Origin of the sequence: Aestuariimicrobium sp. G57, assembly GCF_050110855.1 — a bacterium.
In the GTDB taxonomy this organism is placed as follows: domain Bacteria; phylum Actinomycetota; class Actinomycetes; order Propionibacteriales; family Propionibacteriaceae; genus Aestuariimicrobium.
The window spans coordinates 25,823-40,710 of the sequence record NZ_JBNINW010000005.1 but is presented as its reverse complement, the minus strand read 5'-3'; the positions used below and the strand labels follow the sequence as shown (position 1 = coordinate 40,710).

Annotated in this window: 15 protein-coding genes and 1 tRNA gene; 7 read left to right on the top strand and 9 right to left on the bottom strand. The window is 70.3% G+C overall.

The features are described 5' to 3' along the window. Positions 1 to 38: 38 nt before the first annotated feature. From ACQCX5_RS11885 to ACQCX5_RS11875, 3 genes are read right to left on the bottom strand one after another with little or no spacing between them, the layout of a single operon-like run. Positions 39 to 878 (bottom strand): transglutaminase family protein, encoded by an 840-nt coding sequence (locus ACQCX5_RS11885; RefSeq protein WP_434542247.1) that lies wholly within the window; start codon positions 876 to 878, stop codon positions 39 to 41. Next, positions 878 to 1,801 (bottom strand): alpha-E domain-containing protein, encoded by a 924-nt coding sequence (locus ACQCX5_RS11880; RefSeq protein WP_434542246.1) that lies wholly within the window; start codon positions 1,799 to 1,801, stop codon positions 878 to 880. Before ACQCX5_RS11880 ends, ACQCX5_RS11885 begins: the two co-directional genes overlap by 1 nt. Then, positions 1,795 to 3,384, bottom strand: a complete 1,590-nt coding sequence (locus tag ACQCX5_RS11875; protein WP_434542245.1) for a circularly permuted type 2 ATP-grasp protein — start codon at positions 3,382 to 3,384, stop codon at positions 1,795 to 1,797. The genes ACQCX5_RS11880 and ACQCX5_RS11875 overlap by 7 nt, the downstream gene beginning before the upstream one ends. 149 nt (positions 3,385 to 3,533) lie before the next feature. Between ACQCX5_RS11875 and ACQCX5_RS11870 the strand changes: the two genes are divergently transcribed. The 4 genes from ACQCX5_RS11870 to ACQCX5_RS11855 all read left to right on the top strand — a co-directional run bounded on the left by ACQCX5_RS11870 (position 3,534) and on the right by ACQCX5_RS11855 (position 7,889). Next, complete coding sequence (locus ACQCX5_RS11870) at positions 3,534 to 3,899, top strand: YraN family protein (protein WP_434542244.1); 366 nt, start codon at positions 3,534 to 3,536, stop codon at positions 3,897 to 3,899. Further along, positions 3,896 to 5,416 (top strand): YifB family Mg chelatase-like AAA ATPase, encoded by a 1,521-nt coding sequence (locus tag ACQCX5_RS11865; RefSeq protein WP_434542243.1) that lies wholly within the window; start codon positions 3,896 to 3,898, stop codon positions 5,414 to 5,416. The genes ACQCX5_RS11870 and ACQCX5_RS11865 overlap by 4 nt, the downstream gene beginning before the upstream one ends. Then, positions 5,413 to 6,609, top strand: a complete 1,197-nt coding sequence (locus tag ACQCX5_RS11860; RefSeq protein WP_434542242.1) for a DNA-processing protein DprA — start codon at positions 5,413 to 5,415, stop codon at positions 6,607 to 6,609. Before ACQCX5_RS11865 ends, ACQCX5_RS11860 begins: the two co-directional genes overlap by 4 nt. A 62-nt stretch (positions 6,610 to 6,671) precedes the next feature. Beyond that, entirely contained in the window at positions 6,672 to 7,889 is a 1,218-nt protein-coding gene (locus tag ACQCX5_RS11855) for an amidohydrolase (RefSeq protein ID WP_434542241.1), read from the top strand. Here ACQCX5_RS11855 and ACQCX5_RS11850 read toward each other — a convergent pair. The 6 genes from ACQCX5_RS11850 to ACQCX5_RS11825 all read right to left on the bottom strand — a co-directional run bounded on the left by ACQCX5_RS11850 (position 7,868) and on the right by ACQCX5_RS11825 (position 12,732). Then, complete coding sequence (locus ACQCX5_RS11850) at positions 7,868 to 8,626, bottom strand: hypothetical protein (protein WP_434542240.1); 759 nt, start codon at positions 8,624 to 8,626, stop codon at positions 7,868 to 7,870. The genes ACQCX5_RS11855 and ACQCX5_RS11850 overlap by 22 nt on opposite strands. Further along, entirely contained in the window at positions 8,623 to 9,417 is a 795-nt protein-coding gene (locus ACQCX5_RS11845; RefSeq protein ID WP_434542239.1) for a hypothetical protein, read from the bottom strand. The genes ACQCX5_RS11850 and ACQCX5_RS11845 overlap by 4 nt, the downstream gene beginning before the upstream one ends. Before the next feature lie 169 nt (positions 9,418 to 9,586). Next, a tRNA-Leu gene (locus tag ACQCX5_RS11840) sits at positions 9,587 to 9,674 on the bottom strand. A gap of 104 nt (positions 9,675 to 9,778) precedes the next feature. Next, the gene (locus ACQCX5_RS11835; RefSeq protein WP_434542238.1) at positions 9,779 to 10,753 is read right to left on the bottom strand and encodes an aldo/keto reductase; all 975 of its coding nucleotides are present in this window, start codon (positions 10,751 to 10,753) and stop codon (positions 9,779 to 9,781) included. A 45-nt stretch (positions 10,754 to 10,798) separates the two neighbouring features. Next, positions 10,799 to 12,157, bottom strand: a complete 1,359-nt coding sequence (locus ACQCX5_RS11830; protein ID WP_434542237.1) for an MFS transporter — start codon at positions 12,155 to 12,157, stop codon at positions 10,799 to 10,801. Next, entirely contained in the window at positions 12,154 to 12,732 is a 579-nt protein-coding gene (locus ACQCX5_RS11825; protein WP_434542236.1) for a GNAT family N-acetyltransferase, read from the bottom strand. The genes ACQCX5_RS11830 and ACQCX5_RS11825 overlap by 4 nt, the downstream gene beginning before the upstream one ends. Positions 12,733 to 12,780: 48 nt before the next feature. Between ACQCX5_RS11825 and ACQCX5_RS11820 the strand changes: the two genes are divergently transcribed. From ACQCX5_RS11820 to ACQCX5_RS11810, 3 genes are read left to right on the top strand one after another with little or no spacing between them, the layout of a single operon-like run. Continuing rightward, entirely contained in the window at positions 12,781 to 13,476 is a 696-nt protein-coding gene (locus ACQCX5_RS11820; protein WP_434542235.1) for an MSMEG_4193 family putative phosphomutase, read from the top strand. 10 nt (positions 13,477 to 13,486) lie between these two features. Continuing rightward, positions 13,487 to 14,077, top strand: a complete 591-nt coding sequence (locus ACQCX5_RS11815; RefSeq protein WP_434542234.1) for a DUF3090 domain-containing protein — start codon at positions 13,487 to 13,489, stop codon at positions 14,075 to 14,077. Position 14,078: 1 nt separating this feature from the next. Then, positions 14,079 to 14,837, top strand: a complete 759-nt coding sequence (locus tag ACQCX5_RS11810) for an SCO1664 family protein (protein ID WP_434542410.1) — start codon at positions 14,079 to 14,081, stop codon at positions 14,835 to 14,837. The last annotated feature ends 51 nt before the right edge of the window (positions 14,838 to 14,888 follow it).

The window sequence follows — 14,888 nt, the reverse complement described above, 5'->3', positions numbered from 1 at the left end:
CGCACCCTGCCTCGTCGGGCGCTCAGACCAGGCGGGGCTCAGACTAGGCGGGTCAGCTCGACCTCGACGAACATCGTCGAGTCCGTCGATCCTGTGAACAGGCCACGCAGCGGTGCCACATCGGCGTATTCGCGCCCCCGGGCCACCTCGATGTGCCGGTCGCCCGGCTGGCTGCCGTTGGCCGGGTCGACATCGACCCATTCCCCGTCCCAGTAGCGCACCCACGCATGCGACTCGCCCATGTAGGCGGTGCCGACCTCAGGGTCCTGGTGTGGCATGAGGTACCCCGACACGTACGCGGCCGGGATGCCGGCGTGGCGCAGACAGCCGATCACCAGGTGCGCCATGTCCTGGCAGACACCGGCGCGCGCATTCCACGAGTCGGCGGCCAGGGTGTTGACCTCGGTCGAGCCGGGCATGTAACGCACCTCGGCGGTGATCAGCTCGACGATGCTGCGGGCGACCTCGCCGGGCGTCGACGTGGCGACGATGAGGTCGTCCACGCGTGCCGACAGGTCGGCCGGCGGCCGCACGCTCGGCGCCAGCTCGAGGTACTCAGCAAAACGGTCGACGACGTCGGCGTCGCGCATGTCGGTCCAGGTGATGGCCATGCCCTCGACGGGGGTGCGGCGCACGTCGACGGTGGACGAGGTGGTGACCGACAGCTCATGGTGCAACTCGTGCACCTCGAAGGTGGTGACCGAGGTGCCCCAGTAGTCGGTCCAGTTCAGGCTCCACGCGGTGGGCGAGACGTCGAGCTTGGTGTGCAGCACCTGCTGGTCGCGGGTCGACCGGGGTGCCATGCGGGCCTCGTTGAAGCTCGACATGGCGCCACCCTCGTACTGGTAGCCGGTGCGGTGGGTGATTCGCAGCAACATCAGCGCGCTCCTGCCTGGCGGATGAGTTCTTCGGAGCCGTCGAAGTAGCGACTGGCGACGGCATCGTTGACGTCGAGGCAGGTCTTCTGCAACGACTTCATGCGGGTGCGCACCCCTTCGAGGATGAGCTTGCGGGGCCGGTACTCAAGTTCTGCCCTGGCCGCACCCAGCACCCGCAGGATGTCGTTCAACTGCGAGATCGCCTCACCCGGCTCGAGCCGGCTGACGATCCGCTCGCACTGGTCGAGGCAGAAGACCACCGAGCGTGGGAACAGCCGGTCGAGAAGCAGGAATTCCGCGGCATCAGTGGGTGCCTCGGCGCCCTGGTGGGTCAACCTGAACGCATGGTAGGCCGAGCATGACCTCAGCGACAGGGTCCACGCGGCGTCCTCGTTCGGCATGAACAGCGCCGACTCGATGATGCGCGAGGTCATGTCGATGCGCTCGAGGTTGCGGCCCAGCACCAGGAACTGCCAGCCCTGGTCGTGGGGCATGGTGGCCTCGACGAGCCCGGCGATGGTGGCGCAGCGTTCACGGATGATGTGGCACGCGTCGGCGGGGCGCTGGCGCTGCAGGCGGTTGTTGCGCACCATGTTCCAGGTGGTGTTGATGGCTTCCCAGAGTTCCACCGAGACGACTTCGCGCGACCGGCGGGCACTCTCGCGGGCACCCCAGAACGAGCTCACCATCGAGACCGGTGAGCCGCCGTCCCAGCCCAGCAGCTTGAACAGCGCATCGGTGTCGATGTCATCACCGGACTCGACCCCGAGCACTGCGAGCAGGTTGGCGTTGGCCACGCCCTCATCGGTCACGGGGTCTTCGAGCAGCGTCTGCACGTGCACCTCGAGCAGCCGCGCGGTGACCTCGGCGCGCTCCAGGTAGCGGCCGATCCAGTACATCGACTCGGCAATCCGGCTCAGCATCGCTCATCACTCCCTGCCCAGACGGCCTGCTGCTGTGGCTGCTTCTGCTCCTGCTTCTCGGCGACGCCGCGGCGCTGTTGCACCTGCGGCTCGGACACGGTCGTGGGACCTGTCGGCCTGCGCACCTCGACGCGCACCCGGCGCCCATCGCCGCGCAGCACCCACGTGTCCTTCGACCCGCCGCCCTGGCTGGAGTTGACGATGAGCTGCCCCTCCTGCAGCGCCACCCGCGTCAGACCGCCGGGCAGTACCCAGACATCCTCGCCGGAGTTGATCGCGAACGGGCGCAGGTCGACGTGCCGGGGGCGCAGGCCATCGTCAGTCATCGTGGGCACGGTCGACAGTTGCACCACGGGCTGGGCGATCCAGCCGCGGGGCTTGGCCGTGATCGTCTCGCGCAGCGCATCGAGCTCGGCCGGGGTGGCCTTCGGCCCGATGACGATGCCCTTGCCGCCGGAGCCGTCCACTGGCTTGAGCACCAGCTCGTCCAACCGGTCGAGCACCTCTTCACGTGATTCGGGGTCTTCGAGGCGCCACGTGTCGACATTGGGCACGATGGGCTCTTCGCCCAGGTAGTAGCGGATCAGGTCGGGCACATAGGTGTAGAGCAGCTTGTCATCGGCGACCCCGTTGCCGACGGCGTTGGCGATCGTCACGTTGCCCGCGCGTGCGGCGTTGAGGATGCCCGGGCAACCCAGCAGTGAATCGTGGCGGAAGTAGACCGGGTCGAGGTAGTCGTCATCGACCCGGCGATAGATGACATGGACGGGGCGCAGGCCGCGGGTGGTGCGGATCATCACGCGACCACCGCGGGCCACCAGGTCGCGACCCTCGACGAGTTCGCAGCCCATCATGCGCGCGAGCAGGGAATGCTCGAAGTAGGCGGAGTTGTAGGGGCCGGGGGTGAGCACCGCAACGGTCGGGTTGCGCTCACCGCCCGGTGCCGCCGCGATCAGGGCAGCCAGCAGTTTCTGCGGGTAGTCGCTGACGGGGCGGATCGCATGGTTGCTGGTGAGTTCAGGCATGCCCGAACCCATCGCGCGCCGGTTGGTCAGCACGTACGAGACGCCCGAGGGAATGCGGATGTTGTCTTCGAGCACCCTGAACGTGCCCTCGGCGTCACGGACGAGGTCGATGCCCGCGACGTGGATGCGCACGCCGTTGTGGGCATTGATGCCGAAGGCCTGCCGGTAGAAGTAGCGCGACGTGACCACGACGTGACGCGGCAGCACGCCGTCGATGAAGCAGCGGCCCGCGCCGTAGATGTCGTCGAGGAACAACTCGAGCGCCTTGACCCGTTGCTTGACGCCGGCCTCGGCCACACGCCAATCCTTCTCGGCGATGACGCGGGGCACGATGTCGAGCGGGAAGGGTCGCTCCTCACCACCGATGTCGAACGTGACGCCCTGGTTGCGGTAGGCGTTCGACACGTACTCGGAGCGCTGCTGCAACTCCTCAAGGCTCAATGACTGGAGTGCCCGGCGCAGCCCCTCATAGGGCGCGCGGATCGAGCCGTCGGCGTCGGCGACCATCTCGTCATAGACGTCGTCGCGCACGGGGTAACCGTCGTAGAGAGCCTCCATGAGGGTCAACCTAGCGCGAACCATGTGTCGGGCGCGTGTCAAGGGGCTGTGTCGTAATTGTGGACGACGGCCCCGAAAAAGAAAGTCCTGTGGACAACCGCACCGATCGCCGATATCGCCCCATGGTCGGGGCGGAGGTGATGTGCGAGATGGCAATCACAGGCAGGCGCCGCGGCACGGTGGGCGCATGGGGCGAGGCCAGGGCGGCCGCGCACCTGGAGGCCCTGGGCTGGCAGGTGCTGGACCGCAACTGGCGCTGCCGCCAGGGCGAGATCGACCTGGTCGTGCGCGACCCCGAGGGCACAGTCGTGCTCGTCGAGGTCAAGACCCGCAGCGGGCTCGGTTACGGCCACCCGCTCGAATCAATCACACGCGCCAAACAGGCCAAGCTGCGCGAGCTGGCGATCAGGTGGTGGCGTGAACACCGCGGCACCCGGCGGGTGCGCGTCGACGCGATCGGCGTGCTGCGCACCCGCGACGGCGTGCACCTCACCCACGTCCGGGGTGTGGCATGACCGGTATCACGCATTCCGTGGCACTGGTGGGTGTCGACGGTGCCGTCGTGCAGGTCGAGGCCCACGTGGGTGGTGGCCTGCCCCGCACGGTGCTGGTCGGGCTTCCGGACGCCTCGCTGTACGAGGCGCGCGACCGGTGCAAGGCCGCGGTCAAGGGCTCGGGGCTGGTCTGGCCCGACCAACTGCTCACCATCAACCTGAGCCCGGCGACCCTTCCCAAGTCGGGCAGCCACTACGACATCGCGATCGTGGCCGCGGTGATGGTGTGCCAGGGAACCGCACCCGATGCGATGACGCGCGACACCGTGATGCTCGGCGAGGTCGGGCTCTCGGGCGTGGTGCGACCCGTCCGCGGCGTGCTCCCGGCCCTGCTGGCCGCCGTCGAGGCAGGGTTCACCCGCGCCATCGTGCCCGCTGAACAGGTGGCCGAGGCGCGACTGGTCGACGGGCTGGAGTTGTTCGGTGTGGGCTCGCTGGCTGACCTCGTCGACGTGCTGAAGGGTGGCTCGGGGGTCACCGCACCGCCCCTGCCGCCGACCGCCGAAGCCACGCCGCTGGCGCCGGTGGCGGATTTCGCCGAGGTGAGTGGCCAGCCCGAGGCCCGCTGGGCACTCGAGGTCGCGGCCGCGGGGCGCCACCACGTGCTGTTGCAGGGCCCACCCGGGGTGGGCAAGACGATGCTGGCCTCACGGTTGCCCGGCATCCTGCCGCCGCTGGCGCATTCCGAGGCGCTCGAAGTTTCGGCGATCCACTCCCTGGCCGGCATCGCCATCGACGGACTGGTGCGCACCCCGCCGTTCGCCGACCCACACCGCGCGGCGTCGATGGCCGCGATGGTCGGCGGCGGCTCGCGCAGCATTCGTCCCGGGGCCATCTCGTTGGCGCATCGTGGGGTGCTGTTCCTGGACGAGGCACCCGAGTTCTCGCCGCGGGTGCTCGAGGCACTGCGCACCCCCCTCGAAGCCGGCGAGGTCTACATCGCCCGCGCCGAGGCCAGGGCACGGTTCCCGGCACGGTTCCAACTGGTGATGGCAGCCAACCCGTGCCCCTGCGGCTTCTTCGGCTCGACCCAGCAGCGGTGCCGGTGCACACCCCACGCGGTGCGCACCTACCAGCAGCGCCTGAGCGGGCCGGTCATCGACCGCATCGACATCCACCAGACGCTGCACCAACAGGCGCCGACCGTCGCGCGACAGCGGGCACAGGGGGAGTCCTCACTGGTGATCCGGGCCCGGGTGGCCGAGGCGCGCGACCGGCAGGCGCGGCGACTGCGGCACACCGGCTGCACCACCAACGGCGAACTGCCGGGGCCGCTGCTGCGCACCCTGCCGATACCCCAGGGCCTCGAGATGCTCGATGGTGCCCTGAAACGTGGCCAGCTGAGCCTGCGCGGCATCGACAAGGTCTGGAAGGTGGCCTGGACCATCGCCGACCTGGCCGGCAGCGACACCATTCGTCGATCCCACCTCGCCACCGCACTGGCCATGCGCCAACACCAGACAGGAGCCGCCGCATGAACGACCATGACACGCCCCACATTGACGACCACCCCGGGCATGTGCGGGCAACCTGGGACGACGACCGGCTGGCACGGGCACACCTGTCCGGCGTGGTCGAGCCTGCCAGCCTCGACCTGGCCCGACTCGTCGCCGACCACGGGGCCACCCACGTCTGGGGTGCGCTGCAGCGCGGCGATGCCGGCAAGTCGCGGTGGTCGAGACTCGCGGGCGGGTTCGACCTGCGCGCCAGCCTGGCCCTGTGCCCCAGGGACGACCTGAGGTACGTGGTGCCCACCGACGAGGACTGGCCCGCCGGCCTGCAGGCGCTGGCCCACGTTGAGCATGAGGGGCTCGGGGGTGCACCGCTCGGCCTGTGGGTGCTCGGGCCGCAGCGCCCCGACGAAGTGCTCGCGGGATCGGTGGCGGTGGTCGGTTCGCGGGCAGCCACGCACTACGGCCAGCAGGTGGCGGCAGCACTTGGTGCCGAACTGTCGGCTGCTGGTCGCACGGTGGTCTCAGGCGGTGCCTACGGCATCGACGCGGCCGCCCACACGGGGGCCCTCGTCGGCCCCGGCACGACCGCAGCCATCCTCGCCCACGGCCTGGACCAGTGGTACCCCCGGGGCAACCACCAACTGCTCGAACAGGTGTCGCGCCTGGGCATCGCCTGCAGCGAGGTGGCTCCCGGTGGCACGCCCACCAAGGTCGGGTTCCTGGGACGCAACCGCCTGCTCGCGGCCGTGAGTACCGGCACTGTTCTGGTTGAGGCGGCCCAGCGTTCGGGTGCGCTCAACACGGTGGCGTGGGCGCACAAGCTGCTACGCCAGGTCATGGCCGTGCCCGGACCGGTGACCTCGGCGCTGTCGCTGGGCCCGCACCGGCAGGTGCGCGACGGGCTGGCGGTGCTGGTGACCGGCGCAGCCGACGTGCTCGACCAAGTCGGCAGCCTGCAACCCGAGTTGGTGCCACCCGCAGCGGCACCGCGGCTGCTCGACCTGCTCGACCCGACCGAGCTGGCGGTGCGTGAGGCACTGCCGGGAAGGGGGTCGCGCAGCGTGGACGACCTCGCGGCCCGCACTGGGTTCGCCGTCCCCGAAGTGCTCGGCTCGCTCACGTCGCTGGAAGCCGGGGGCCTGGCCAGGCGTCGTCCGGACGGGTCGTGGGCACTGGCCAGGCCGAAGGGGGCAGCCGCTGTGGTCACCACCACCTGATGTGCACGCGCCCGACCCGGTGGTGTCTAGGGTCGGTGGGACACCGATGGACAGGGGAACCCATGGCACTCGACCTTGCTGGATTCGACGACGTGATGGTCTGGGCGCGCGACGTCTACCGCGACCTGCACCGCCACCCCGAGCCGAGCATGGCCGAACACCGCACGTCGGCGCTTGTCGCCCAGCACCTGGTCGATTTCGGCTACGACGTGACGCGACTCGCGGGCACCGGCGTGGTTGGGGTGCTGGCCAACGGGCCGGGGGCAACGGTGCTGGCCCGCGCAGACATGGATGCGTTGCCGATCACCGAGGCGACCGGGCTTGACTACGCCTCGACCAATGAGGGCTGGATGCATGCCTGTGGCCACGACGTGCACACCACGGCGCTGCTGGCGGCCTCGCGGCTGCTGGCTTCCCACCGCGACAGGTGGTCAGGCACGCACATCGCCGTGTTCCAGCCGGGTGAGGAGACCGGTGCAGGCGCCCTGGCCATGGTTGAGGCCGGTCTGGCGAGTGTCGTCCCCCGACCCGATGTCGCCATAGGCGGCCATGTGATGGCCACCCCCGCTGGCACGCTCGACACCACAAGTGGGCCGATGCTGTCGACCAGTGTCACCGCCACGGTCACCGTCCATGGTCGGGGCGGGCACGGTGCCTCTCCGCATCTGGTCATCGACCCTGTGGTGATCGCCGCCGCCATCGTGATGCGGCTGCAGACGGTGGCTGCGCGTGAGGTCTCGCCGGACGACTTCGCCGTGGTCACGGTCGGTGCCCTGCAGGCTGGCACCAGCCCGAACACGATCCCCGACACGGCCGAGCTGAAGCTCAACCTGCGCGCCTACAGCGACTCCGTGCGCGACGTGATGGTGTCGGCGGTCGAACGCATCGTGCGGGGTGAATGCGACGCCGGTGGGGCGGTGCGGCCCCCGCAGATCGAATGGTCGACCCCGTTCCCGCTCACCTGCACCGACGCTGGGGTGACGCAGCGGGTGCACGACGCCTTCGTCGCGGAGTTCGGCGACCGGGCGCGGACCGCGGGTCGCTACACCGCCTCGGAGGATTTCAGCCGCATTCCCGATGCATTCGGCATCCCCTACACCTACTGGGCCTACGGCAGCACCGAGCCCGAGACCTACCGGATCGCAGTGGAATCGGACAGCGTGGACGCACTCCCCGGCAACCATTCGCCGCGGTTCGCGCCGGTGGTCGACCCGACGCTCGCCACGGGGGTACGTGCGCAGCTGGCGGCGGCGCTGGCCTACCTGTCGGCGGGCGCCTGAGCGGGCCAGCCGGTCGGTGCTGGCGGCGGCGCTGCAGCCCTGGGCCGGGTGCTCAGGGCGATGATCGCCCAGTCCACGAGCACCAGGGCCACGAAGAATGTGACGAGGCTTGCGACGTAGCCCGGCATTCCGGTGAAGGTGCCGGGGCCCGGGGACAGCCTGCCCACCAAGAGGTACCCCGCCACTGCCAGCGGCACCGAGGCCCAGGCCAGCAGGGTGCTGAGCCGTGGTCTCGTCCACCAACGCCGGTGTGGCAGCGCGGCGACCCAGCCGATGCCTGCCACGGTCGGCAGTGCCAGGATGGCGGCTGCCGGCAGGTGCAGCATGTAGAAGTACAGGGCGGGCACTGCTGCAACAACGAGCAGCACGGTGGCAATCAGGCCCGAGGCCAGCGCGACCAGCCAGGGGTGATGGGGCCGGGAAACCGTCGGGCGGCGACTGGCCGGGGTGGCGATGAGGTTGATGACCAGACCTGCCGCCAGCAGCACGGCACCAATGACCAGCAGCACCGTTGAGCGTTGTTCGGCTGCGAGGATCTCGCCCGGTGTGCAACCGGGCAGGCAGTCCGGTGTCGACTCGAACCCCCGGGCGCGATAGGGCGCACCCCAGAAGTCTCCGACCAGTGCCAGCGCGACACCCGCGCTGATGACCAGCCATGAGGCGTACGTCCACCCGGACACCCGGGCAGGCGCCCCGGGGGTTGTGCTTGGGACTTCGGTGGCCGACGAAGAGGTCATGCTTCAGGGTAGGGGTATGAACCCGGCGGGCCGCCACCGGGCTGCGGGGACGCGACGGATTGGGTTGCCGCCGGCGTGCCGATGGCGATCACGCCCCGATGCAGCAGCGTCACCGCCAACAGCCCGGCGACAATACCGAGCAGCGTGCCGATGGATTCCACGACCACGTCCTTGTCGGCGGCGGTCGACACCGTCGTCATCACCACGAAGGTCACCGCCAACCCCAGCGGTACCGAGAAGCACAGCAGGAACGCGTTGAGCCTGGGCCTGGTCCAGTACCGGCGGTGCAACAGGCCCGCCACATGGGCCGCGCCGTACAACGCCAGCGGTGCTGCCACCAGCACGGTGGCGACGTACGACAAGAAGACCAGCATGAGCGCCAGGGTGCCGACGCCCAGGCACAGCAATGCCGTGATGCAGGCCGCACCGATTGAGGTGAGCCACGGCCTCTGCAGGCTGAGCCCGTGGCGTGTCCGGCGGCCCGGGGTGGCGACCAGGTTGAGCACCATCCCCACCACCGCCAGCACCAGGGCCACGAACATCACCCAGTCGGCCCGGTCCTGGGCGGCGTCGATCTGCTGCGAGGTGCAGCCCGGCACGCAGGGGGGCTGGCCGAGGAACACGGGACGGTAGGGGCGCGTGATGATGTCAGAGGCGAGCGCCGCGACAAGGGCCACGACCATGAGCACCCAGGACGTCACCATCGCCGGTGACACACGCGGTGCCGGGCGGCTCAGCGGAGCGGCGTGGGCACCTCCGGGAGCGCCCCAGGGCGGAGGGGGCGAGGACATGGCCCCAGTGTAGGCAGGGCCGGGGTGGGGGTTCGGCAGCCAGTGGGAGATGAGGAGCAGAGGGATGTGAGGAGCAGTGGGATGTGAGGAGCAGTGGGATGTGAGGAGCAGTGGGATGTGAAGAACCCCGACCTGACCGGCATTTCGCCTTGTCAGATCGGGGTTCTGCTGGTGTCCGAGAGAGGACTTGAACCTCCACAGCCTTAACGGCCACTAGCACCTCAAGCTAGCGCGTCTACCTATTCCGCCACCCGGACAGGGTGTTGTCCGACTCGCTCGGACAGCCATTGGACTATAGCACCACTCGAACGGGCAGTACCAATCGAGCCGGACGCCGCCGGCAGCAGCACGGCACAGCGTGTCAGGGCGTGCTCGTGCGGCCCACGTTGGGCCCACCGGACACATCGTCGAGCGCCGCGGTGATCTGTGCCGGCAGGCTCACGTCGTCGAGCCCCAGCAGTTCGTCCAACTGTTCGACCGTGCGCGGTCCCAGCAGGGGGGCGGTGACCCCCGGGGCATCGCGCACCCACAGCAGCGCGACCTGGTGGGGCAGCAGGTCGAGTCCTTCGGCCGCCTTGGCCACGGCATCGGTGATGGCCCGTGACTTGTCCTCCAGGTAGGGCTCCACGAACCACGAGAAGTGGTCGGCTGCGCCGCGGCTGCCGCGCGGGGTCACCCCGCCGCGGTACTTGCCCGTCAGCACGCCGCGCCCCAACGGCGACCACGGGAACAGGCCCATGCCCAGCGACCGCAGGGCCGGGATCACCTCGATCTCGGACCGGCGCGCCAGCAGTGAGTACTCCACCTGCGAGCTCACCAGCGGGGTGCGCCCGGGAACGGCCTCCTGCCAGGTCGCGGCTCGCGCGGTCTGCCAGCCGACGTAGTTCGACACGCCCACGTAGCGCGCCATGCCGGCCCGCACCGCGTGGTCGAGGGCCTCGAGGGTTTCTTCGATCGGCGCCTCACCCCAGGCATGCACCTGCCACAGGTCGACATGGTCGGTGTGCAACCGGCGCAATGAGGCCGCGAGGTCGTCCAGCAGTGCCGAGCGCGAGGTGTCGACGACGCGGCGGCCGTCCTTGACGCCGAACCCGCCCTTGGTGGCGATCACCAGGTCGGAACGCTGCAGGTCGGTGTGGATCAGCTGGCCGATGATCTTCTCGGCCACCCCGTTGCCGTACGCGGGAGCGGTGTCGACCAGCGTGCCCCCGGCCTCGTGGAAGCGGCGCACCAGCGCCTTCGCCTCGGCGACGGGCGTGTCGCGACCCCACGTCAGGGTGCCGAGCCCCAACTGGGACACCTGCAGTCCGCTGGCACCGACGCGGCGGGTTCGCATGATGGGCTCCTGTGGGTCGGGGCGGGGGACTGGCGATGCACCAGCCTAGTCAGTCGTCGTGCCGGGGGCAGGCTGCATGGGCGCAGCGCGGTGGAAAGGCCCACGCGGCGGGTTGGGTGTCAGCGCGGGCAGCACCCGCAGCATCCACAGCCCCCCGCCCAGGCACAGCACACCGATCGCCGCACCCGCCACGGCGACCGGAGCGACCAGGCTGATGCCGCTCACCAGCGCCGGCCCGGCGAGCGGTCCGACCCCGGTCATGGTCATCCAGACCGCGAGGTGGCGGGCTCGGTCCTGTTCAGGGGTCAGGTCGAGCCCCAGGGTCATCACGATGCCTGCGCCGAGCCCGTTGCCGAGCGCCAGCCACGCCGCGGTGACCGCCAGCACGACCGCCCCCGTCGCGGGCGAGCGGGTGCCCACACCCGTGGCCAGCACCGCCAGCCCCACATAACCGAAGCCGAGCATCAGCAGGCACGGCACCAGCACTGCGGCGCGCCCGTAGCGGTCCATGAAAGTGCCCGCCGGAATGAACAACGCGATCTCGACCAGCGCCGCCGCCGCGAAGATCAGCGAGATCACTTCGGCCGGGACCCCCAGGCCGGCACCCACCAGCGGCAACACCATCGGTCGCGACACCCTGGCCATCTGCAGTGGCGCAGCCCCCAGGGCGACCTTCGCCATGGCCCGCACCCGTGGGTCGCGCAGCAAGGCACGGGACGACGGTCGCGCCGGCTTGTCGGCGGCCGACGCGGCGCCCGGCGCCCGGCCACCCCCCGGCAGCCCACCGCGGGGCACCGGCACCAGGAACACCGTCACCGTCATGGTCGCCGCCGCCATCAGCATCCCCGCCAGTGCGAACACCGACGCGTCACCGAACCAGGCGGTGGCACCAGCGCCCAGCACCGGGCCAATGACCTGCCCGATGCGCATCATGCCGCCGAATGTTGACATCGCCCTGGCCCGCAACCGCGGGTCGACCGCCGAGCCGACATATGACTGCCGGCCAAGGTTCCAGACCTGTTGGCCCACCCCGGCACCGAGCAGCGTCGCGACCAGTCCGACCCGGTGGGCGCCGCCGGCCCCATGGGTTGCGGCATCGTGCACGGTCCACCAGCCGCCGGCGAACACGGCCACGAGCACCACGCCGGTGATGATCATGGCGCTGCGTTCGCCAAGGCCGGTGATCAGGCGCCCGGCAGGCACCGGGCCGAGCACCCCGAGCACTCCGGTGATCAGGCCCAGCGCCGCCGCCGCGGCGACCGAGAAGCCCAGGTCGAGTGCGATCAACGGCAGCACCGGCGCGATCGCCGTCAGCGCCGAGGCCTGCAGCAGGGTGGGGGCATAGACCGGCAGGGCCAGCTTGCGCAGCACGCCGGTGAAGCTGGGGCTGGGCGGCTGGGTCACCTGATCACCCACAGGTGGTCGACCATGTCGCCGACGAGGTCTTCGCCACCCGCACCCGTGGCCAGCGGTTGGCGGCGGTCCAGCCGCCCGTCCACCGCCCCGAAGCGCCGGTACAACGCTGCGGCCCGGTCGTTGCCGCGCAGCACCCAGAACGCCACCGGACGCCGGCACGACGCCAGCCCGTGGCGCAGCAGCGCCGACCCGATGCCCCGGCCCCGCTCGTCGGCATCGACCCACAGGTCGACCATCTCGTCGTGGTCGCGCAGCCCCGGGTCGAAGCACGGCCCCCAGCTGGCGAAGCCCACCACCCGGCCGGCCGCTTCGGCGACTGCGACCTGCATCACCGGCTCGCGCGTGCCGGTGCCGTCGGTCGTCGCTGCCAGCTGGCTGCGCCACCGCGCCAACGCGCGTCCGGGTCGTTCGGGGTCATCGAGAAAGCGATCGGGCAGCAGGCCGCGGTAGTTCAGCCAGCCCTGGGTGTGCAGCGCGGCGATGCGCTCGGCGTCCTCGGGCGTCGCGGACCGCACGATGACCGCCACGGGTTTGGCGGCGTCGTCGCGCAGGTCGGGGGTCACGGGCCCCATTGTGCCTTGACCAGCTTGTGCCCCGGCTAGCCTTGCCGGGTGAGCATCCTCATCGCCGTCCGCCACGGGCGTAGCACCTCGAACGCTGCGGGCACGCTCGCCGGACGCACCCCGGGCATCGCCCTGGACGAGACGGGTGTGCAGCAGGCCGTCGCACTCGGTGAGCGCCTTCGCGGCGTGACGCTGGCGGCCGCGGTCACCTCACCCATGCTGCGCTGCGAACAGACGATGGACCTGCTGCTCGACGCCGCCAGCAGCGACCTGACGTCGCAGATCGACGACCGGCTCGTCGAGACCGACTACGGCCAGTGGTCGGGGCGCCTGCTCAAAGACCTCGCCGACGAGCCGCTCTGGAAGGTCGTGCAGCAGCGTCCCGACGAGGCCGTGTTCCCAGGCGGTGAGTCCATGCTCGCGGTGCGTGACCGCGTTGTTGACGCCGTGCTCGACTGGAACCGGCGCCTCGCCCCGACCGACGTGTGGGTCATGGCCAGCCATGGCGACCCACTCGCGGCGCTGCTGAACTGGGCGAGCGGTGCCGAGTTCCGGCATGTGCAGCGGCTCGGCGTCGACCCCGCCTCGGCCAGCATCATCGTGTTGCCCGGTGAGCAGCTGCCCCACCCGCGCATCATCACCATGAACTCCGTCGAAGGCTCGCTGGCGCGCTGGCTGGCGCCACCGTCCGAACAGACCGTCGGCGGCAGCACGGGGACCGGCACCCCCGCGACCGACGACTAGGCTGGTCACCATGCCCCGCATCACACACCGGTACTCATTCCCCGGCCGATTCGTCGCCGGCACCATCGGCATGCCCGGCCAGCGCACGTTCTATGTGCAGGCGCGCGACGGCAACCGGCTCACCAGCGTCGTGTGCGAGAAACAGCAGTTGGGCACGCTGGTCGACCACCTCGAGCGCATGCTCGACGAGCTGGCCAAGCTGGGCACCCCCGGCATCCCCGCGCATGTCGACCGGGCAGGCGACCTGGCCCCGCTGGAACAACCCCTCGACGAGGATTTCCGCGTCGGCACCATGACATTGGCTTGGGACAACGCCCAGGACTGCGTCTCGCTCGAACTGTTCAGCGTGGTCGAGCTCGAGGATGACGACGAGATGGTCGACCCGTTGCGCCAGACCGCCGACGACGCCGAGTTCTCGATGCACGTGCACCTCACCCCGCAGGCCACCCGCGAGTTCATCAGCCGGGCCCGCGCCCTGATCGTTTCGGGGCGCCCCGAGTGCCCGTTCTGCGAGCAGCCGATCAACCCCGAGGGCCACCTGTGCCCGCGCGCCAACGGTTACCGCAAGCCGCTGTTCGACGAGCCTGAAGCGCTTGACTGACATGCACACCGGTCCCTCCGGTGACCTGCGGCTGGTCGGGCGCCTGGTGCAGGCCAGCAATGCCACGTTCCTTGCCGAGGACGAGGCAGGCGCCCGCTTCATCTACAAACCCGTCGCCGGTGAACGCCCCCTCTGGGACTTTCCCGACCAGACCCTTGGACGACGTGAGGTCGCCGCGCGTGCACTGTCCGAGGCCGCGGGCTTCGGCGTCGTCCCACCCACCTGGTACCTCGACGGACCCGCCGGCCCCGGCTCGGTGCAACAGTGGGTCGACGGTTCGGCCACCGACCTCGTCAACCTTGTGCTGGCCGACGACGTGCCCGAGGGCTGGTTCGGCATCGTGGTCGGCGTCGACGAGGACGAGCGTGACGTGGCACTGGTGCACGCCGATGCGGCGCCGTTGCGCCGGCTGGCACTGTTCGACGTGATCGCCAACAATGCCGACCGCAAGGGTGCCCACATCCTGCATGCGCAGGCCGGCACGGATGAGCCCGAACGGGTGCTGGGTGTCGACCACGGCCTGACGTTCCACATCGACGACAAGCTGCGCACGGTGTTGTGGGGCTGGGCCGGTGAGCCGCTGACCGATGGCGAGGTTGCCCTGGTCAGCGCTGCGATCGAGCATGTTGGCGTGCTGGGCGAGTGGCTCGACGAGGCCGAGGTGGTGGCCACCCGGCTGCGGGCCGAACTGCTGCTCGAGGCAGGCACGCTGCCCGAGCCGGGCGACCGCTGGCCGGTCATCCCCTGGCCACCGCTGTGACCGTTGTCACCGCATGGACCGCGCGCGCCGGGCTTGAACAGTGCCGATAGC